Source organism: Microbacterium sp. (genome assembly GCF_047607225.1).
GTDB lineage: Bacteria > Actinomycetota > Actinomycetes > Actinomycetales > Microbacteriaceae > Microbacterium.
Genome location: NZ_JASGDO010000062.1, coordinates 13,896 through 31,845, shown reverse-complemented (window position 1 = coordinate 31,845; position 17,950 = coordinate 13,896). Strand labels below are relative to the sequence as shown.

The following is a 17,950-nucleotide window of genomic DNA, read 5'->3' as shown; positions in this document are numbered from 1 at the left end:
CCCGTGACGCCCGCCGGACCGCGCTGGCCGCCGTGGCCCGCGAGGTCGGCGCGCACCGCGTGCTCCTCGCCCACACGCTCGACGACCAGGCCGAGACGGTGCTCCTGGGGCTCGCCCGCGGCTCGGGCGCCGCGAGCCTCGGCGGCATCTCGCCCGACAGAGAGGTCGATGGACTGCGGTGGCTCCGACCTCTGCTCGGCCTGCGCCGCACCACGACCCGCGCCGCCTGCGCGGCGCAGTCGCTCGAGCCGTGGGACGATCCGCACAACCTCGACCGCCGCTTCCTCCGCGTACGCGTGCGCCACGACGTCCTTCCGCTGCTGGAGACCGCGCTCGGTCCAGGGGTCGCCGAGGCCCTCGCCCGCACGGCCGACCAGTTGCGGGAGGATGCCGACGCCTTCGCGGCCATCATCGACGAGACGATCGAGGACATCGTGGAGCCCGCCGAGGCCGGGATCGCCGTGTCGATCGGGGCGCTCGCCGCGAATCCGCCCGCGCTCCGGCACCGCATCATCCGTCACGTCGTGGCGAGCGAGTTCGGCCAGAGCCTGACCCGCGCACAGACGCGGGAGGTCGCCCGACTCGTCACCGAGTGGACCGGCCAGGGGCCCATCGACCTCCCCGGATGCCGAGCCCTCCGCCGGGGCTCGCGCATCGAGTTCGTCGCCTCCGCGTAATAGAACGCACCTCTGCCCATCTCATCTATGGCGGGTGAGGCGATTCCTCCCCGCATATCGCACGTCGCCGGGGGGCGAGTGCGCTCGTACCTGGGGGAGGGACGAAATGATCAGATTCGCGCGTGCGCGAAAGCGCGTGAGCGCGGCGCTGGCGCTCGTGATCGGCGGCGTCATGGCGCTGACGGCGGTCACAGCGGCACAGGCCGCGCCGCCGTATGAGACCGAGGCCAACGTGACGTCGATCGCGTTCACGCAGTCGACGGTCGAGTCGGGCAAGAAGGCGGAGCTCACGGGGGCGTGGTCGCTCCCGAACAACCCGACGCCGCCCGCAGGCTTCGTCGTCGAGCTGCCGGAAGATCTCCAAGGGCTGTCCGACTCGTTCGCCCTGCGCGACGCTGCGGGTGAGGTGATGGGCACGTGCACCGTCGAGGCCACGCAGATCGTCTGCGACTTCGACGCCGACTACCTCGCCGAGCATCCGCGCAACCTCAAGGGGACGTTCGACTTCTGGGTCGAGGTCAAGACGGAGGTCACCGAGACCACCGAGGTGACCTACGACTTCGGCGACGTCGACGCGTCGGTCACGGTCACGCCGGGCTCGTCCACCTGCCCCGACTGCACGTTCGAGGGCATGCCGAACAAGAAGTCCGGCAAGTACGACCGTGAGACCGACACCATCGCGTGGGCCGTCGACATCAAGGCGCCGCGCCAGGGCATGGCCGACGACCAGCTCGTCACGGTGCGGGAGCGGCTGGGCGAGAACCAGGAGTGGGCGCGTACTGACTCGGGCGCGATCGACATCTTCGTCATCGGCACCAACAAGGTCGATGCCACCGGCAAGCCCACCGGCTGGACGCGCGTGACCTCCCAGGTCGGCGCCACCATCACGGAAGACGGCGACGCGGTGCTCGTCTCGTTCCGTTCGCAGGGCGGATGGTTCTACTCGGTGCACGGCAACGTGAAGGTCACCGACGGTGGCGCCGCGCGCACGTACACGAACGAGGCCGACATCACGATCGCCGGCGAGACCACTCGGACTGTGACCGGCACGGTCACCCGTCAGGGCGGTGGCGGCGTGGGCGGCGGCGACCGTGTGGGCGACTTCTCGATCACCAAGGAGGTCCGCTGGAGCGACGAGCCGATCGCGGGTCTGGCGTTCGAGGGCACCTACACCGTGACGGCCCCCGACGGCGAGGTCACCGAGGGGACCTTCCAGGTCGCCGAGGGTGACACGTGGAAGAGCCCGGAGTTCGACGCGGGATCGCGGGTGCACGTCGAGGAGATCGTCCCGACGGGCCCGGCGGGCATCGACTGGGCGGAGCCGCAGTTCTCGCAGAACGACTTCGTTCTCGGGGCCGACACCACCGTCGCGGTGACCCTCACCAACGAGGCGACCGTCGCGCGCGCACCGTTCTCGGCCTCGAAGGTCATCGAGGGCGACGGCGCCGACCTGGTCGCCCGCGACACCACCTTCACTCTCGCGTACGAGTACCCCGCCGGTGACGGTTTCGCCGCGGGATCCGGCACGCTCGTCCTGCCGGCCGACGGCACCGTCGTGACGTCGTCGCCGCTGCCCGTGGGGGCCGTGCTGTCGCTGTCGGAACTGGCGCCCGTGACCATCGACGGAGCCACCTGGGAGACCCCGCGGCTGTCGGCCACGTCGATCACGATCGGGCGGGGCGAAGTGGTTCAGGTCACCGTGACCAACACGCTCACCCGGACACCTCCGCCCACCCCGCCGGTCACGCCTCCGGCGACCCCGCCGGCGACGCCGCCCGTGACCCCGCCGGGGAGCGAGACGCCGCCGCCGACCGGCGTCGACCACCACCACGAGACCCCGCCGCCTCCGGGCCTGGCGATCACGGGTGGGGAGCCGGCGTACGGCATCCTCGCGATCGGAGCACTGCTGGTCGGCCTCGGAGTCTGGGCCCGCACCCGCCGCACCGCTCGCGCGGAGTGAGAGCGCTCGCGCGCTGACATGAGGAGGACCGGGAGTCACGTGCTCCCGGTCCTCCGCTCTGTTCCGCGCCCGGATCATCCGGCTCGCGGCGTTCGGGGAGCATCCCTCGAATGCCTACACTCGAAGGATGCGCGCGGCCGACATCGCAGACCAGCTCACCACCGTCCTCGTCACCGAGGAGCAGATCCAGGAACGACTCGACGCGCTCGCCGCCCAGGTCGTCGCCGACTACGAGGGCAAGGACCTGCTGCTCGTCGGCGTGCTCAAGGGGGCCGTCATGGTGATGGCCGACCTGGCCCGGGCGCTTCCCCGTGCGATCGCGATGGACTGGATGGCCGTCTCGTCCTACGGCGCCGGCACGAAGTCCAGCGGGGTCGTCCAGATCCGGAAAGACCTCGACACCGACCTCACCGGCAAGCACGTGCTCATCGTCGAGGACATCATCGACTCCGGTCTCACCCTGAGCTGGCTGCTCGAGAACTTCGCGTCTCGCGGCGCGGCATCGATCGAGGTGCTGGCACTCCTGCGCAAGCCCGAAGCCGCGAAGGTCGAGATCGACTGCCGCTACGTGGGGTTCGACATCCCCAACGAGTTCGTCGTCGGCTACGGGCTCGACTACGCCGAGGGCTACCGCAACCTGCGTGACGTCGCCGTGCTCGCGCCGCACGTCTACAGCTGAGGGTTCGCACGGCCCGTGGCGGGCGTGAACGCACGGTACGCCGTGGGCGAATGCACAGACCGCGCATAGTCGGCGCGCGATAGCCTGAGCGGATCATGGACTTCAAGAAGCTCACCCGCAACCCGTTCGTCTACGTGTTGCTCATCGGCGTGCTGTTCCTCATCGGCATGTCGCTGATCTCCGGGCTCACCGGCGCGAAGCGGATCACGACGCAGGAGGGCCTCGGCCTCCTCGACGGCGACACCGTCACCAAGGTCGTCATGACCGACGGTGACCAGCGGGTCGATCTCGCCCTGTCGAAGGACTTCCAGGGTTCGAAGAACGTCCAGTTCTACTACAACTCGGCGCGTGCCGATGAGGTCGTCACGGCCATCGATGCCGCCAAGCCGAAGGAGGGCTTCGACGACGTCGTGCCGCGGGCCACCTTCTGGGACGGCCTGCTGTCCCTCATGATCCCGCTCATCCTGCTGGGTCTGCTGTTCTGGTTCCTCCTCTCCAGCGCCCAGGGCGGCGGCAGCAAGGTCATGCAGTTCGGCAAGTCGCGGGCCAAGCTCGTGACCAAGGAGACGCCGACGGTCACCTTCGCCGACGTCGCCGGGGCCGACGAGGCCATCGAGGAGATGCAGGAGATCAAGGACTTCCTGAAGGATCCCGCGAAGTTCCAGGCAGTCGGCGCACGCATCCCCAAGGGTGTGCTCCTGTACGGCCCTCCCGGAACCGGAAAGACGCTGCTTGCCCGCGCCGTCGCCGGAGAGGCCGGCGTCCCCTTCTACTCGATTTCGGGCTCTGACTTCGTCGAGATGTTCGTCGGTGTCGGCGCGAGCCGCGTGCGCGACCTCTTCAACCAGGCGAAGGAGAACGCGCCCGCCATCATCTTCATCGACGAGATCGACGCCGTCGGTCGTCACCGTGGCGCCGGAATGGGCGGCGGTCACGACGAGCGGGAGCAGACGCTCAACCAGATGCTCGTCGAGATGGACGGCTTCGACCCGAAGGCGTCGGTGCTGGTGATCGCGGCCACCAACCGTCCCGACATCCTCGACCCGGCACTCTTGCGTCCGGGACGCTTCGACCGGCAGATCGGCGTCGACGCCCCCGACCTCAAGGGGCGGCAGCGGATCCTCGAGGTCCACGGTCGTGGCAAGCCGCTCTCGCCGTCGGTCGACCTCTCGGTCGTGGCGCGCAAGACCCCCGGCTTCACGGGTGCCGACCTCGCGAACGTCCTCAACGAGGCGGCCCTGCTCACCGCGCGCTCCAACGCCCAGCTGATCGACATGCGCGCGCTCGACGAGGCGATCGACCGCGTCATCGCCGGTCCGCAGCGTCGCACGCGCGTGATGAAGGACAAGGAGAAGCTCATCACCGCCTACCACGAGGGCGGCCACGCCCTGGCGGCGGCGGCGATGAACAACACCGACCCCGTCACGAAGGTGACGATCCTTCCGCGCGGCAAGGCGCTCGGCTACACGATGGTGCTGCCGCTGGAGGACAAGTACTCCGTCACCCGCAACGAACTGCAGGATCAGCTCACCTATGCGATGGGTGGCCGCGTGGCCGAGGAGATCGTCTTCCACGACCCCACCACGGGAGCCTCGAACGACATCGAGAAGGCCACCGGGATCGCCCGCAAGATGGTCACCGAGTACGGCATGACCGACGACATCGGTCCGGTCAAGCTCGGATCCTCGTCGGGTGAGGTCTTCATGGGGCGTGACATGGGGCACGGCCGTGACTTCAGCGAGCGGATCGCCGAGCGCGTCGACGCGCAGGTGCGCGAGCTGATCGAGCAGGCGCACAACGAGGCGTATCAGGTGATCAACGACAATCGCGACATCCTCGACAAGCTCGCGCTGGCGCTCCTGGAGAAGGAGACGCTCGACCACCTCGAGCTCGCCGAGATCTTCTCCGACGTCAAGAAGCTGCCGCCGCGTCCGCAGTGGCTCTCCAGCCAGGAGCGCCCCGTGTCCACGCTGCCGCCCGTCGAAGTGCCGCGCACGCGGGATGAGGCGAGCCTCGCTGCCAGCGTCGCGGCCGAGGACGATGCGGCGGCGCAGATGGCGCCGGCCCGGCGTCCGAGCGGGCAGGCGCGACCGGCGACCGCATAGGCTCGATCCGTGGCCGTCGATCGTGACCGCGTTGCCGCTCTGGTGCGCGACCTGCTCGAGGCGATCGGAGAGGATCCCGATCGTCCCGGCCTGCGACTGACCCCGCAGCGTGTGGCCGACGCCTACGCCGAGTTCTTCGCGGGCGTGGGGGAGGATCCCGCCGCCCCGCTCGCGCACACGATCTCGGTGACCCGCGGTCCCGCTCCCGACACGCTGCCCTCCGGAGCGGTGATGCTCCGCGACATCCGTTTCCGCTCCGTTTGCGAGCACCACCTGCTGCCCTTCGCCGGGCACGCGCACATCGCGTATCTGCCGGGGGAACAGGTCGTCGGGCTCGGCGCTCTGCCGCGCGTCGTCGACGTGCTGGCCGCTCGTCCCCAGGTGCAGGAGCGCCTCGGGGAGCAGATCGCCGACGTGATCGCGGGCTCCCTCGACACGCGGGGCGTCGTGGTGGTGCTGGATGCGACGCACGAGTGCGTGACGATGCGGGGCGGGCGACAGCCCGACGCGTCGACGGTGACCGTCGCAGCACGCGGTGAGCTCGCGGAACCGGCGGCACGGTCGGAGATCATGCTGCTCCTGAGCGGCCACGGGCCGTCGACATGACGGAGACGGCGTCATGACGCTCGTGATGGGGATCGTCAACGTCACCCCTGATTCGTTCAGCGATGGGGGGCGCCACCTCGATCCGGCGGCGGCGATCGCTCACGGCCGCCACCTGCGCGCCGCGGGTGCCGACATCCTCGACATCGGGGGCGAGTCCACACGACCGGGCGCCCAGCGCGTGGATCCCGCTGTCGAACGCGAGCGGGTGCTCCCGGTCGTTGCGGCGCTCGCCGAAGACGGCATCCCCATCAGCGTCGACACGATGAACGCCGCGACGGCCGTCGCTGCCGTCGAGGCGGGGGCGTCCTTCGTCAATGACGTCTCGGGTGGACTCGCCGACCCCGAGATGCTGGAGGCTGTCGCGTCACTGCGCGCCGACATCATCCTGCAGCACTGGCGCGGACACTCCGCCGACATGTATGCCGCAGCCGAGTACCGTGACCTCCCGCGCGAGTTGGTGGGCGAGCTGGAGGGGCGCGTGGTGGCTGCCGCAGCCGCGGGGATCCCCCCGGCGCGGATCGTGCTGGATCCGGGGATCGGATTCGGGAAGCGCGGCGCGCAGAACTGGGAGGCCCTGCGGGCGCTCGACCGTGTGTGCGCGATGGGGCCGCGCGTGCTCGTGGGAACCAGTCGCAAGCGGTTCCTCGCGGAGGCCCTCGCGGGTGAGGAGGCGCCGGGCCGCGTCGATGAGCGGCGCCGAGATCTCGCGACCGCCGTGACGAGTGTGCTTGCGGCGCAGGCGGGGGTGTGGGCCGTGCGGGTGCACGATGTCGGAGCGACCCGCGACGCGCTCACGGTCTGGCGCAGGTGGGAGGGCGGCAGATGACCGACCGCATTTCGATCACGGGCATCCGCGCCATCGGATACCACGGCGTCTACGCCCACGAGCGGCGTGACGGTCAGGAGTTCGTCGCCGACGTCGTGCTCGAGCTCTCGCTCCGGCCTGCCGCGGCCTCCGACGACGTCGCCGACACCGTCCATTACGGGGAGGTGGCCGAAGGCGTCGCCGCGGTGCTGTCGGGAGAGCCCGCCGACCTCATCGAGACCGTCGCCGAGCGCATCGCCGACGGGGTGCTCGGCTTCTCGAAGGTCGATGCCGTGACCGTCACCGTCCACAAGCCGCAGGCGCCGATCGCGGTGCCCTTCGGTGACGTCGCGATCACGATCCGCCGGAGCCGAGAGGAGCAGGGATGAACCGACGACTCGCGCAGGGGCTCGATGCCGATGTCGCCGCGTCGCACGCGGCCGCAACCGAGGCCGTGATCGCCCTGGGTGCGAACCTGGGCGATCGGTCTCAGACGCTCGCCGCGGCCCTCGCCGACCTCGACCGCACGCCCCTGACTCGCGTGAGGGTTGCTGCGGATCCGATCGAGACCGTCGCGCTGACCCCCGAAGGTCGCGATTCGTCGGCGCCGTCCTACCTGAACACGGTCGCGATCGTGGAGACGCGACTCGCTCCGACCGTCCTCCTGGATTATCTGCATGCCATCGAGGAGCGCCACGGGCGCGCCCCGCGCGTGGCCGGGGCGGCGCGGTGGCAGGACCGCACTCTGGATCTCGACCTCATCGCGTATGGCGACCTGCGCATCGACACCCCCCGCCTCACGGTGCCGCATCCTCGCGCGGCCGACCGTGACTTCGTGCTCCTGCCGTGGGCATCGATCGATCCGGAGGCCGTGCTGCCGGGTCGCGGTGCGGTCACCGACCTGATCCGCGCGCTGAGACCGGAGGGCACGGAATGAAGCGGACGAGTCCGGGTCTTCTCGCCGTCGTCGCGGTGGCGGGGCTGGCCGCCGGCTTCCTCCTCGACCAGATCCTCACGGCCATGGGCCGGCCGACGTTCACGCCGTCGCTGATGCTGCCGGTGCTCCTCGTGTTGCTGGGACTGGTGGCGGTAGCGCTCGCTCTGCCCATTCGCCGAGCCACGACAGGAACGAACACGCGCCCGGTCGATCCCTTCCGCGCGTTGCGCATCGCCATGCTGGCCCGCGCCTCGAGCATCGTGGGGGCGGCGGTCGCTGGAGCCGGAGGCGGCCTCGTGCTGTTTCTGGTCTCGCGACCGGTGGCGCCCTCGTTAGGCTCGATGAGTGCGGCCATCGCCGCGGCGATCGGCGGCGTGCTGCTGGTGGCTGCGGGCCTCGTGGCCGAGCACCTCTGCACGATTCGGAAGGACGATGATGACGACCAGCCCGAACCCGACGAACCCGACTTCGGACTCTCCCATCGGGACTGACGGCCTCGCCCACGTCGCCGCTCCGAGCGGCCGCGACGAGGTGATGGACGCCGGCACCTTCACACGGATCCCCGAACCCCGGAACGCGAACCGTCTCCCGCTGGGTGATGGGACGTGGCATCAGGTCTCCCCGAAGTACGTCGTCGTGCAGTTCATCTCCGGGGCGTTGTTCCTCGCTCTCATCGTGGTGGCGGGACTCGTGTTGTGGTTCGGGTTCGAGCAGGAATGGGTGTGGATCCCGGGGGTCGTCGCCGTCGTCATCACCCTCGCTTCGCTCGTCGTGCTCCCGAGGCAGGCACGGTCGATCGGCTTCCAGCTCCGGACCGATGATCTCGTCTTCCGTCGCGGGATCCTGTGGCAGCGCATGGTCGCGGTGCCGTACGGTCGCATGCAGCTCGTCGACATCACTCACGGCCCTCTCGATCGCGAATTCGGGATCGCCCAGCTCAAGCTCGTGACGGCGGCTGCCGCAACCGGCGTCACGATCCCGGGGCTGTCGCAGGCGGCTGCCGAACGACTGCGCGACACGCTCATCGACGTCGCAGAGACCCGGCGGACCGGGCTGTGAGCGACCAGCCGCACGCGTTCCCTCCGCCTGCGCCGGGGTCGCCCGGAGGCACGCCGCCGCCGTACGGGGGCGCAGTGTTCCCCGCGGGCGATGATGGGCCGGTTCGCCCCGCCGCTGTCGCCGAGGTCCGCTCGCCTCTCAGCGACGGCGAATGGCACCGTCTCCACCCGCTCACCCCGCTCTTGCGCGGCGGGCTGTTCCTCGTGGTCGTGATCGGCATCATCGTCGCCAATCTCCGCGATCGCCTGATCAACCTCTTCCTGCCGGGCGCAGACGAGTTCGACTACGAGTACACGGGTGACCCGATCGATTTCGTCGTCGCGAACAACCTGGTCTTGTGGGCGGCCCTCGCGGTGCTCGGCGTGGTGCTGGTGCTGATCGGGATCTTCTGGATGTCGTGGCGATTCCACACCTTCCGAATCACCGGTGACGACGTGGAGGTGCGCAGCGGCGTCCTCTTCCGCACGCACCGCCGAGCGCCGCTGGACCGGGTGCAGGGGGTCAACCTCACTCGCCCGATGATCGCGCGGTTGCTCGGCATGGCCAAGCTCGAGGTCGTGGGAGCCGGACTCGACTCCAACGTGAAGCTGGAGTACCTCTCGACGTCGAACGCCGAAGCCGTGCGTTGCGACATCCTGCGTCTCGCGTCGGGACGCCAGCTGGCCGATGCGCAGGCGCGCCAGGGCGGATCGGTGCGGTCGCGGGCGACCGCCGTCGTCGCGGCCGGGCTCACCGAGCTGATCGAGGGGGCGGAGGGCCCCGACGCCGAGCCGGAGTCTGTCGTCCACATTCCCGCCGGCCGCCTGATCGGCTCGCACGTGCTGTCGGGATCGACGATCTGGCTGTTGGCGCTCCTCACCGCGGTGATCGTCGGCTCCATCGTCGGCACGCCGTGGGTGTTGTTCTCGATCGTGCCGGCGATGATCGGTTTCGGTGCCTACTGGTTCCGCCAGATCACGCGGTCGCTGCGCTACTCGATCGCTCCGACGCCGTCGGGCGTGCGCGTCACGTTCGGTCTGTTCACGACCATCACGGAGACCCTCCCGCCCGGACGCATCCACGCGGTCGAGATTGCGCAGCCGCTGCTCTGGCGTTCGGTGGGGTGGTTCCGGATCCGCGTCAACCGGCTGTCCGGCCGGGCGGCCACCGACTCGTCGTCGCAGCAGTCCGCGGAGGTGCTGCCGGTGGGCACGCGCGCCGACGTGGAGCGTGTCATGCGCCTCCTCCTGCCGTCTCTCCCCGCCGACGCGTGGCCGGACGTGTTCGACCGTGGGATCCTCGGACCGACTGCGGAGGGCGACCCGTACACGACGACTCCTCGGCGTGCGTGGGTGCTGCGCCCGCTGTCGTGGCGGAGGAACGGATTCCTGCTGACGCCCGACGCGCTGCTGCTGCGCAGCGGCGTCTTCCGCCGCGCGCTGGTGCTTTTGCCACTGGCGCGGTTGCAGTCCATCAGGATCTCTCAGGGGCCCGTGGACCGCGCCTTGAACGTCGCGAACCTCACCGGCCACACCGTGCTCGGTCAGGTGTCGGGATCCCTCGGCATCCTGGACCGCGCTGCGGCCGTGACGGTATGGGATCAGACGGCGCACGGAATCGTGGAGGCGTCGTCCCGCGACCGTTCCCATCGATGGAGCGAAGCCGGCTCCGAGGACTCTCACCACGGTGCCGAGGAGTCTCATTCCGACTCCGCGGCGGTGGCGTTCGAGGTGCCCGCGACGCAGGCCAGCGCGACGGAGACCAGCGCGATGGAGGCTCCGCAAGCTTCCTCGGAATCCACGGGAGCCGGATCTCCCGTCGTACCTCCGCACGACGACGGTGCTGCGGAGCCCCGCGTATGACGCGATCGGGTCGCCTCGGTGTCGGAGTGATCGGCGCCGGTCGTGTCGGGCCGGTGATTGCGGCGGCACTGGCCGGAGCCGGACACGCGATCACCGGCATCACCCTCGGCTCCGACCCCGACCGGGTCGAGGCCGTGCTGCCTGGCGTCCCCACCCTCGACGCCGACGAGGTCGTCCGGCGTAGTGAACTGGTGATCGTCGCGGTGCCTCGCGACGAGCTCGGCCCGATCGTTGCGGGTCTCGCCGAGATCGGTGCCTGGCAGATGGGACAGCTCGTGCTCCACACGGACCCGTCGTATGGCATCGACGTCTTGGCGCCTGCGGTCGCGCGCGGCGCGATACCGCTGGCGGTGCACCCGGCCATCGCCTTCACGGGAACCTCGATCGACCTGCGCCAGTTGCACGACGCCTACGCCGCCGTGACCGCGCCGCCCGCGGTGCTGCCGATCGCTCAGGCACTCGCCGTAGAACTGGGGTGCGAGCCCGTCGTGGTCGCCGAGGCCGATCGCGCGGCCTATGGCGAGGCGATCGCCACCGCCACGGAGTTCTCGGCAGCGCTGTTGCGACAGTCGGCCGGGCTGCTCGCCGAGGCCGGCGTCGCCGACCCCGCCCGCTACCTCTCGGCGCTCGTCCACTCCACGATCGATTCCGCTCTGCAGGCGCTGCCGTCGTCCGAGGGGTGACGCCTTCCTCGCGGAGGGTCTGCGCCGCCGGGAGGGCGCCAGAGCCGCGGATAGTATGGAGGGTCGATTCCCGAGGAGCCTGACATGACCGCCGCGCCCGAGCCCACCGCTCCCCATGCCACCGCACCCACCGGCGGTGCGTCGGCGGAAGAGCCGTCTGCGGAAGAGGTGTTCGAGCAGAAGGCGGTGCGTCTCGCCAAGCGCGAGCGCCTGCTGACCGAGCGGGCGGACGCCGCCGGGGGGCCGTACCCCGTGAGCGTCCCTGTCACCGCGACGATCGCCGAGCTCCGCGAACGATACGCCGAGCTCGAGGCCGGTGAAGAGACGGGAGTCATGGCATCGGTGGCTGGCCGGGTGGTCTTCAGCCGCAACACCGGAAAGCTCTGCTTCGCGTCGCTCCAGGCCGGTGACGGCAGCCGCATCCAGGCCATGGTCTCCCTCGCCGAGGTGGGGGAGGAGTCGCTGCAGGCCTGGAAAGAGCTCGTCGACCTCGGCGACCACGTGTCGGTCACCGGCCAGGTGATCTCCAGCCGCCGCGGCGAGCTGTCGATCATGGTCTCGGCCTGGACGATCGCCTCCAAGGCGCTGCTGCCGCTTCCCAATCTCTACACCGAACTGAGCGAGGAGAGCCGGGTGCGCTCGCGCTTCCTCGACCTCATCGTCCGGGACCTCGCCCGAGAGACGGTCGTCGCCCGTGCGAAGGTCAACGCGAGTCTGCGTCGCACCTTCACCGAGCACGGCTTCCTCGAAGTGGAGACCCCGATGCTGCAGGTGCAGCACGGCGGCGCGGCCGCGCGCCCGTTCGTCACCCACTCCAACGCGTTCGACGCCGAGTTGTTCTTGCGCATCGCGCCCGAGCTGTTTCTCAAGCGCGCCGTCGTGGGCGGGATCGATCGCGTGTTCGAGATCAACCGCAACTTCCGGAACGAAGGCGCCGACTCGACGCACAGCCCGGAGTTCGCGATGCTCGAGGCCTACCAGGCCTACAGCGACTACAACGGCATCGCGGATCTGACGCAGGAGCTCGTGCAGAACGCGGCGATCGCCGTGGCCGGGTCGACGACGGTCACGTGGGCAGACGGCACGCAGTACGACTTGGGCGGTCAGTGGGACCGCATCTCGATGTACGGATCGCTGTCGGAGGCGGCGAACCGGGAGATCACCCCCGAGACCTCGCTCGCCGAGCTGCAGGCGTTGGCCGCCGAGGTAGGCGTCGAGGTCCCCGAGAAGATCGCGACCCACGGAAAGCTCGTGGAAGAGCTGTGGGAGCACTTCGTCAAGGGCGGCCTGCAGCGCCCGACCTTCGTCATGGACTTTCCCCTCGACACCAGTCCCCTCGTCCGGGAGCACCGGACGGTCGCCGGCGTGGTGGAGAAGTGGGATCTGTACGTGCGCGGGTTCGAGTTGGCGACGGGCTACTCGGAGCTCGTGGATCCCGTCATCCAGCGGGAGCGGTTCATCGCACAAGCCGCCCTCGCGGCGCGCGGAGATGACGAGGCCATGCGTGTCGACGAGGAGTTCCTGCGCGCCCTCGAACACGGCATGCCGCCCACCGGTGGAATGGGAATGGGTATCGATCGGCTCATGATGGCGATCACGGGTCTGGGGATCCGCGAGACGATCCTCTTCCCGCTCGTCAAGTAGCACCGCCCGCAGTGGACGCCGGCGCGTGGAGCGTCGGCGCATCAGTCGACCTCGCCGCGCCGGAAGGCCCAATCGGGCAGGTGGGTCGTGGCGACGAAAGACCGCACGATGTCGGCGAGACCGTGGTCGGCCTCGAGCGAGAGCGCCGCGTCGGCGTACACGCCCGCATGGGTGGAACCGCCGAGCGCCCACGACAGCCAGGCGCAGACGGCGAGAGCCCCCACTCGTCGACCATCGGAGGACAGCGCCGCGACGTGACGGCACAGCTCGCGTGCCCGCAGGAGCCGGTCGGAATCGGGCCGGATGCCCTCTCCCCACAGGACCGCGGCGAGTTCTGCAGGGTACTCCTCGCCACCCTCCCAGCGCCGCTGCGCCTCCATCGCGATCTCTCCTCCGAGGATGTCGCTGGCCCACTGGACCAAGGCGACGTCACGAAGCGCCGGGCGGGCGAGGCACCAACCGATCACCGCCGCCGATGAGGGCGGGAGTGCCGCCGGGTCCCAGCGAAGCGCGCGCTCGAAGAGCGCCGGGAGGTCGTCGAGGAGGCAGGCGGCCTCCAGAGCCACCGGGTCGAGGCGGGGCCCGTGCTCGGTTCCGGAGGGGATGCCGCAGAGCACCTCGAGGGCTGCCGCGAGAGAAGCGTGTGCGTTGTCCACCGCGGCGCGCTCGGTCGGGGTGTATCGAGGAAGCTCCGAACCCGTGGTCTGATCGCCCGTGACGGGATCCAGCGACGCCGGGCCTGCGTCCGTGCTTCCAGACGACGAGTCGGGCTCGGCGAGGGAAGGGGTCAGGATCAGATCCGACAGGGGAGACAGGCGCGGCACCGAATCGAGGTAGGAGCCCCAGCCGTCCGCGCCGACCATGAGGAGCTCGACCACCCGGAGGCCGCTGGCGTCAGCGGCGCGGCGAAGCGCCGTGGCGAGAGCCGCATGGGGCAAGCGGTGACCGCCGCACCGATCGGTGTAGACGACGGAGGCGAAGCCGTCAGCCCCTGTCACGCGGCACACCATGCCGATGATGGTCGCCGCGAGGCAGTCGAGGGTGGCGCCTTCGTCGAAGACGCGATCGCAGCGCGCCTCCTCGCCGGCCGTGACATCGTCGGGCGCCTCCGGCAGGTCGATCCGCATCGCTCCCAGGCTCCGGGCTCCCCCCATGGGAACGACGACGACGCTGCGTCGGGGGAGATAGCCGAGGATGCGGGGGACGAGGGAGAGGAACTGCGCGGCGTCGGCGGCTTTCACGATCGTTGTCATCCCTCGAGCGTGCCGACCCCGTGCACTCGAGCCGCCGTCATCCACAGAGAAGCGCGGCTGTGGCGAGGCGAGTGGCGCGGGGGAGGAGGGGGTGGCCGCGGAACGGTTGGCGGGACGCCTGGTCGCCGCCCCGCGACGCGTACGATGGAGTCATGCTGAACGACTACTGGGCTGCCGTGGTGTGGTCGCTCGCGCCCACCGTGGTCGTGCTGGGGCTGTTCATCTTCGTGCTGCGGTCGATCCTGCGGATGGATCGTTCCGAGCGCCGCGTGTACTCCCAGATCGAGGCGGAGGAACGGGCCAAGCGGGGGTTGGTCTCCGGAACCGGCGACGAACCCGCTTCCTGATCACGCAACCGCTGATAGCGAGCGGCGTTCATCCCGCTCGCGATGTCGGAGCACCCGATACGCTGAGGCCATCGGAACCCTGGGAGCGTGCCCGTGCTGAGCATCACCATCGACTGGACGTGGACCTGGTGGGTCCCGTTGGTGCTGCTCGTCGACATCATCATCCGCATCCTGGCGATCATCATCGTCCCGCGGAATCGCAGGCCCACAGCCGCCATGGCATGGCTGCTCGCGATCTACTTCATCCCCTTCATCGGCGTCCTGCTGTTCCTGCTGATCGGCAATCCGCGGCTACCCCGCAAGCGGCGGAAGAAGCAACGCGAGATCAATGACTACATCCGCGAGACGAGCCGCGGCCTCGACTTCGGGACGCTGCGGCCGAACGCCCCCGAGTGGTTCCGATCGCTCGTGCGCCTCAATCGCAACCTCGGTGCCCTTCCGCTGTCCGGCGACAACGGCGCGACCCTGATCTCGGGGTACCAGGAGAGTCTCGACGCGATGGCGGCGGCGATCCGCGAGGCGACCTCGTACGTCCACGTCGAGTTCTACATCCTGCAGGCTGACGCCTCCACCGACGGGTTCTTTCGAGCGCTGGAGGAGGTCGCGGCACGCGGGGTCACCGTCCGCGTGCTGATGGACCACTGGGCCAACCGCAACAAGCCCTTCTACAAGGAGACGGTTCGGCGTCTCGATGCGATGGGGGCGCTCTGGCACGTGATGCTCCCCGTGCAGCCGCTGAAGGGGAAGTATCAGCGTCCCGACCTGCGCAATCACCGCAAGCTGCTGGTGATCGACGGCGTCGTCGCCTTCACAGGTTCACAGAACGTGACCGACTCGACGTACAACCTTCGCAAGAACATCAAGCGCGGCTTGCACTGGGTGGACATGATGGCGCGGATCGACGGCCCTGTCGTCGCCTCCATCAACGCCGTCTTCCTGAGCGACTGGTTCAGCGAGACCGACCAGATCGTCGAGGGCATCGAGCTGTTCACGGTGCACGAGGGCTCGGGCGATCTGGACTGCCAGGTCATCCCGTCGGGGCCCGGGTTCGAGTTCCAGAACAACCTCAAGCTGTTCATGGGTCTGCTGTTCGCCGCGCAGCACAAGATCATCATCGTCAGCCCCTACTTCGTCCCCGATGAGGGTCTGCTCACCGCGATCCAGACCGCATGCCAGCGCGGGATCCACGTGGAGTTGTTCGTCTCCGAAGAGGGTGACCAAGCCATGGTCTATCACGCCCAGCGCAGCTACTACGAGGCTCTCCTGCGGGCGGGCGTGCGGATCTGGATGTACAAGCGGCCCTACATCCTCCACTCCAAGTCGATGTCGATCGACGACGAGGTGGCGGTGATCGGGTCCAGCAACATGGACATGCGCTCGTTCGGTCTGAACCTGGAGATGTCCATGCTGGTGCGCGGCGAGGAGTTCGTCTCCCAGCTGCGCGCCGTGGAGGATCAGTACCGCGCCGACTCCCGAGAGCTCACGCTCGAGGAATGGAAGCAGCAGCCCCTGCGCTCGACCGTGCTCGACAACCTCGCGCGATTGACCTCCGCGCTTCAGTGAGACGATCGTGTCGTCCGCGACACTGATCCAGTGACTGCTCCATCCGGCCGCGTCGAAAGGACCCCGATGCCCCTCCGTCGTCTTCCCGTGGTGAGCGGGATCCTCTTGGCCGCCGTTCTGCTGAGCGGGTGCGCGTCTGCCGCGCAACCGGGGGGCTCGGATCCGGGAAGCGGCGGCTCCTCGCCCTCCATGGCGCCACCGGCCGACGGCGACGCACTCGATGTGGGCGCGGCCTGGCTCTCGGGCGGGTCGGCGGTCGCCATCGTCACGCCGGGGAGCTCATCGCTCGCGTGCGCGCCGCTGGTGGACGAGGTCGTCCTCGACCAGGGAGTGCTGGTGGTGTCGTTGAGCACGGATCCTGCCGCGGCCTGCACCCGCGATCTGGTTCCGCGCGGCACGCTCGTCGGGCTTCCCGACGGGGTGGACCCGGCGAAGGCGCTTCCCGTGCAGGTCACGCTCGACGACGCCTTCGGTGAGGCCGAGCTCGCACCGTACGCGGGCGGACCGGTCGAGGAGTACTCGCCCTCGGCAGGCTGGGTCGATGACGGCGTGCTCGCGCTGCTGACCTGGGGATCATCGTCCTGCGCTCCGGTGGTCGAGTCCGCGCGCGCCGAGTCACCCACCGAGGTCGTGGTGACCTTTGCGAAGGTCGCCGCCGATCAGCCGTGCACGATGGACATGGCGCCGCGCGTCGCCGTGGCGACTGTCGAGGGAGAGGTCTCGCGTGACGCCACCCTCTCGTTCGTGGGAGGCGACCGGTTCGGAGGAGGCTCGATCGCCATCGGCTGACGGAGCCCAGCCCCTCAGTCGGCTCGCACCAGGAGTTCGCCGACTTCGCAGTCGAGGGCGCGGCAGATCGCCGACAACGTCGAGTAGCGGATCGCCCGTGCCCGGTCGTTCTTGAGGATCGAGAGGTTCACGACCGACACCCCGACGATCTCCGACAGTCGCGTGAGGGTCATGCCGCGCGAGGCCAGCAACTCGTCGAGGCGACAGTGGATGCCGGTGATCTCCTCGTCGTCGGCCGGGCTCATACGAGCCCCTCGGTGTCGCGCTGGAGACGAGAGCCGTACCGGAAGACCGCGGCCAACGCGGCCAGCCCGAGTCCCGCTCCGAGGGGCCAGAACGGGATCGTGATATCGAGACCCGGCTTCGGCCACCACGCGTCGATGCCGTCCTCGATCCCTGCGACCTCGTCGTAACGCCCGCTCTGCCACTGCAGCGCCTCGACCGCGGCGACGCTTCCCGCGACGTCACCGAGCACCTGCGCCGCGATACCACCGATGAGAACGACGAGAGCGGTGGCGAAGGTCACCCGCGCGAGCACGGGGGCGAAGGGGCGTCCCCGGCGCAGCTGGAAGCAGGCGACCGCGATGAGGCCCGCGACGGTGCCGGGGATGAGCCATCCCAGCGCCTGGGACACGGCCCAGGCGGCGCGCGGCCCCGCGCTGAGGCCGTTGAGCGACAGTTCCGCCGAGGTGAACCCGCCGCCCGCGATCGTTGCCGACATCCCCTCCAGCGCCGTCCCCGCAGGGAGCGCCGGCCAGAACTCGCGCACGGGGACCGTGATCAACACCTGGGGTTGGAGGTTCACAATCACCGAGAGACCCGCCCCGATGACGCTCAATCCGGCCCAGAGTGCGGCTGCGACGAGCGTGGCCGAGATCACCGTGGACTCCGTGGGACGGTCGGTACCTCGAGAGCGTGCGATGGCCACCGTCACGCCGATCAGGCCCGCGAGGAGGAAAGGGGCCACCGCAATCCAGGTGGTGAGGAACGCGTTCATGCGGA

General features: G+C 69.6%; 19 protein-coding genes. 16 read left to right on the top strand and 3 right to left on the bottom strand.

Translation table 11 applies throughout. The features are described from left to right. From QM591_RS12900 to lysS, 13 genes are all read left to right on the top strand, one after another. Nucleotides 1–677 (top strand): tRNA lysidine(34) synthetase (locus tag QM591_RS12900; RefSeq protein ID WP_415132795.1); only part of this gene is annotated, 677 nt, incomplete at its 5' end. 106 nt (nt 678–783) lie between these two features. Then, a complete protein-coding gene (locus QM591_RS12895) occupies nt 784–2,637 on the top strand; it encodes a DUF5979 domain-containing protein (protein ID WP_415132794.1) in 1,854 nt (617 codons plus the stop codon). A gap of 127 nt (nt 2,638–2,764) precedes the next feature. Beyond that, nucleotides 2,765–3,316 carry a hypoxanthine phosphoribosyltransferase gene (gene hpt / locus QM591_RS12890; protein ID WP_415132793.1) on the top strand — a complete coding sequence of 184 codons (552 nt, stop codon included), beginning with the start codon at nt 2,765–2,767 and terminating at the stop codon, nt 3,314–3,316. 95 nt (nt 3,317–3,411) lie between these two features. Further along, the gene (ftsH, locus tag QM591_RS12885; RefSeq protein WP_415132792.1) at nt 3,412–5,421 is read left to right on the top strand and encodes an ATP-dependent zinc metalloprotease FtsH; all 2,010 of its coding nucleotides are present in this window, start codon (nt 3,412–3,414) and stop codon (nt 5,419–5,421) included. 9 nt (nt 5,422–5,430) lie between these two features. Further along, nucleotides 5,431–6,027 carry a GTP cyclohydrolase I gene (gene folE / locus QM591_RS12880; protein ID WP_415132791.1) on the top strand — a complete coding sequence of 199 codons (597 nt, stop codon included), beginning with the start codon at nt 5,431–5,433 and terminating at the stop codon, nt 6,025–6,027. A 13-nt stretch (nt 6,028–6,040) separates the two neighbouring features. Then, nucleotides 6,041–6,853: a dihydropteroate synthase gene (gene folP / locus QM591_RS12875; RefSeq protein ID WP_415132790.1), complete on the top strand. Its 813-nt coding sequence runs from the start codon at nt 6,041–6,043 to the stop codon at nt 6,851–6,853. Further along, nucleotides 6,850–7,221: a dihydroneopterin aldolase gene (folB, locus tag QM591_RS12870; RefSeq protein WP_415132789.1), complete on the top strand. Its 372-nt coding sequence runs from the start codon at nt 6,850–6,852 to the stop codon at nt 7,219–7,221. Before folP ends, folB begins: the two co-directional genes overlap by 4 nt. After that, entirely contained in the window at nt 7,218–7,769 is a 552-nt protein-coding gene (folK, locus tag QM591_RS12865) for a 2-amino-4-hydroxy-6-hydroxymethyldihydropteridine diphosphokinase (RefSeq protein ID WP_415132788.1), read from the top strand. Before folB ends, folK begins: the two co-directional genes overlap by 4 nt. Continuing rightward, entirely contained in the window at nt 7,766–8,260 is a 495-nt protein-coding gene (locus QM591_RS12860) for a DUF3180 family protein (protein ID WP_415132787.1), read from the top strand. Before folK ends, QM591_RS12860 begins: the two co-directional genes overlap by 4 nt. Then, nucleotides 8,205–8,828: a PH domain-containing protein gene (locus tag QM591_RS12855; protein ID WP_415132786.1), complete on the top strand. Its 624-nt coding sequence runs from the start codon at nt 8,205–8,207 to the stop codon at nt 8,826–8,828. Before QM591_RS12860 ends, QM591_RS12855 begins: the two co-directional genes overlap by 56 nt. A 74-nt stretch (nt 8,829–8,902) precedes the next feature. Further along, nucleotides 8,903–10,669, top strand: coding sequence for a PH domain-containing protein (locus QM591_RS12850; RefSeq protein ID WP_415132785.1), 1,767 nt, complete (start codon nt 8,903–8,905; stop codon nt 10,667–10,669). Beyond that, nucleotides 10,666–11,352: a DUF2520 domain-containing protein gene (locus QM591_RS12845; protein ID WP_415132784.1), complete on the top strand. Its 687-nt coding sequence runs from the start codon at nt 10,666–10,668 to the stop codon at nt 11,350–11,352. Before QM591_RS12850 ends, QM591_RS12845 begins: the two co-directional genes overlap by 4 nt. Nucleotides 11,353–11,436: 84 nt before the next feature. After that, a complete protein-coding gene (gene lysS / locus QM591_RS12840) occupies nt 11,437–12,996 on the top strand; it encodes a lysine--tRNA ligase (protein ID WP_415132783.1) in 1,560 nt (519 codons plus the stop codon). A 41-nt stretch (nt 12,997–13,037) separates the two neighbouring features. Here lysS and QM591_RS12835 read toward each other — a convergent pair whose 3' ends face one another. After that, on the bottom strand, nt 13,038–14,249 hold the full coding sequence (locus tag QM591_RS12835; protein ID WP_415132781.1) for a DUF4192 family protein: 1,212 nt from the start codon (nt 14,247–14,249) through the stop codon (nt 13,038–13,040). Between the two features lie 152 nt (nt 14,250–14,401). Here QM591_RS12835 and QM591_RS12830 point away from each other — a divergent pair, with 152 nt between their 5' ends. The 3 genes from QM591_RS12830 (at nt 14,402) to QM591_RS12820 (ending at nt 16,948) form a co-directional block, all read left to right on the top strand. Further along, nucleotides 14,402–14,596 carry a hypothetical protein gene (locus QM591_RS12830; RefSeq protein WP_415132780.1) on the top strand — a complete coding sequence of 65 codons (195 nt, stop codon included), beginning with the start codon at nt 14,402–14,404 and terminating at the stop codon, nt 14,594–14,596. Nucleotides 14,597–14,689: 93 nt separating this feature from the next. Further along, nucleotides 14,690–16,159, top strand: a complete 1,470-nt coding sequence (gene cls, locus QM591_RS12825) for a cardiolipin synthase (protein ID WP_415132779.1) — start codon at nt 14,690–14,692, stop codon at nt 16,157–16,159. A 66-nt stretch (nt 16,160–16,225) separates the two neighbouring features. Next, on the top strand, nt 16,226–16,948 hold the full coding sequence (locus QM591_RS12820; protein ID WP_415132778.1) for a hypothetical protein: 723 nt from the start codon (nt 16,226–16,228) through the stop codon (nt 16,946–16,948). Nucleotides 16,949–16,962: 14 nt separating this feature from the next. Here the strand turns inward: QM591_RS12820 and QM591_RS12815 are convergent, their stop codons facing one another. Together QM591_RS12815 and QM591_RS12810 are read right to left on the bottom strand one after the other, a co-directional pair. Beyond that, nucleotides 16,963–17,193, bottom strand: coding sequence for a helix-turn-helix domain-containing protein (locus tag QM591_RS12815; protein ID WP_415132777.1), 231 nt, complete (start codon nt 17,191–17,193; stop codon nt 16,963–16,965). Beyond that, nucleotides 17,190–17,945 carry a hypothetical protein gene (locus QM591_RS12810; protein ID WP_415132776.1) on the bottom strand — a complete coding sequence of 252 codons (756 nt, stop codon included), beginning with the start codon at nt 17,943–17,945 and terminating at the stop codon, nt 17,190–17,192. Before QM591_RS12810 ends, QM591_RS12815 begins: the two co-directional genes overlap by 4 nt. Nucleotides 17,946–17,950 lie beyond the last annotated feature (5 nt).

Bases quoted from the DNA above. Each gene is read 5' to 3' on its own strand.
- folP (WP_415132790.1), top strand. From the start codon at position 6,041: ATGACGCTCGTGATGGGGATCGTCAACGTCACCCCTGATTCGTTCAGC.
- QM591_RS12855 (WP_415132786.1), top strand. From the start codon at position 8,205: ATGACGACCAGCCCGAACCCGACGAACCCGACTTCGGACTCTCCCATC.
- ftsH (WP_415132792.1), top strand. From the start codon at position 3,412: ATGGACTTCAAGAAGCTCACCCGCAACCCGTTCGTCTACGTGTTGCTC.
- QM591_RS12810 (WP_415132776.1), bottom strand. From the start codon at position 17,945: ATGAACGCGTTCCTCACCACCTGGATTGCGGTGGCCCCTTTCCTCCTC.
- folB (WP_415132789.1), top strand. From the start codon at position 6,850: ATGACCGACCGCATTTCGATCACGGGCATCCGCGCCATCGGATACCAC.
- QM591_RS12895 (WP_415132794.1), top strand. From the start codon at position 784: ATGATCAGATTCGCGCGTGCGCGAAAGCGCGTGAGCGCGGCGCTGGCG.
- QM591_RS12830 (WP_415132780.1), top strand. From the start codon at position 14,402: ATGCTGAACGACTACTGGGCTGCCGTGGTGTGGTCGCTCGCGCCCACC.
- QM591_RS12860 (WP_415132787.1), top strand. From the start codon at position 7,766: ATGAAGCGGACGAGTCCGGGTCTTCTCGCCGTCGTCGCGGTGGCGGGG.
- QM591_RS12820 (WP_415132778.1), top strand. From the start codon at position 16,226: ATGCCCCTCCGTCGTCTTCCCGTGGTGAGCGGGATCCTCTTGGCCGCC.
- QM591_RS12845 (WP_415132784.1), top strand. From the start codon at position 10,666: ATGACGCGATCGGGTCGCCTCGGTGTCGGAGTGATCGGCGCCGGTCGT.
- lysS (WP_415132783.1), top strand. From the start codon at position 11,437: ATGACCGCCGCGCCCGAGCCCACCGCTCCCCATGCCACCGCACCCACC.
- hpt (WP_415132793.1), top strand. From the start codon at position 2,765: ATGCGCGCGGCCGACATCGCAGACCAGCTCACCACCGTCCTCGTCACC.
- QM591_RS12815 (WP_415132777.1), bottom strand. From the start codon at position 17,193: ATGAGCCCGGCCGACGACGAGGAGATCACCGGCATCCACTGTCGCCTC.
- folK (WP_415132788.1), top strand. From the start codon at position 7,218: ATGAACCGACGACTCGCGCAGGGGCTCGATGCCGATGTCGCCGCGTCG.
- QM591_RS12835 (WP_415132781.1), bottom strand. From the start codon at position 14,249: ATGACAACGATCGTGAAAGCCGCCGACGCCGCGCAGTTCCTCTCCCTC.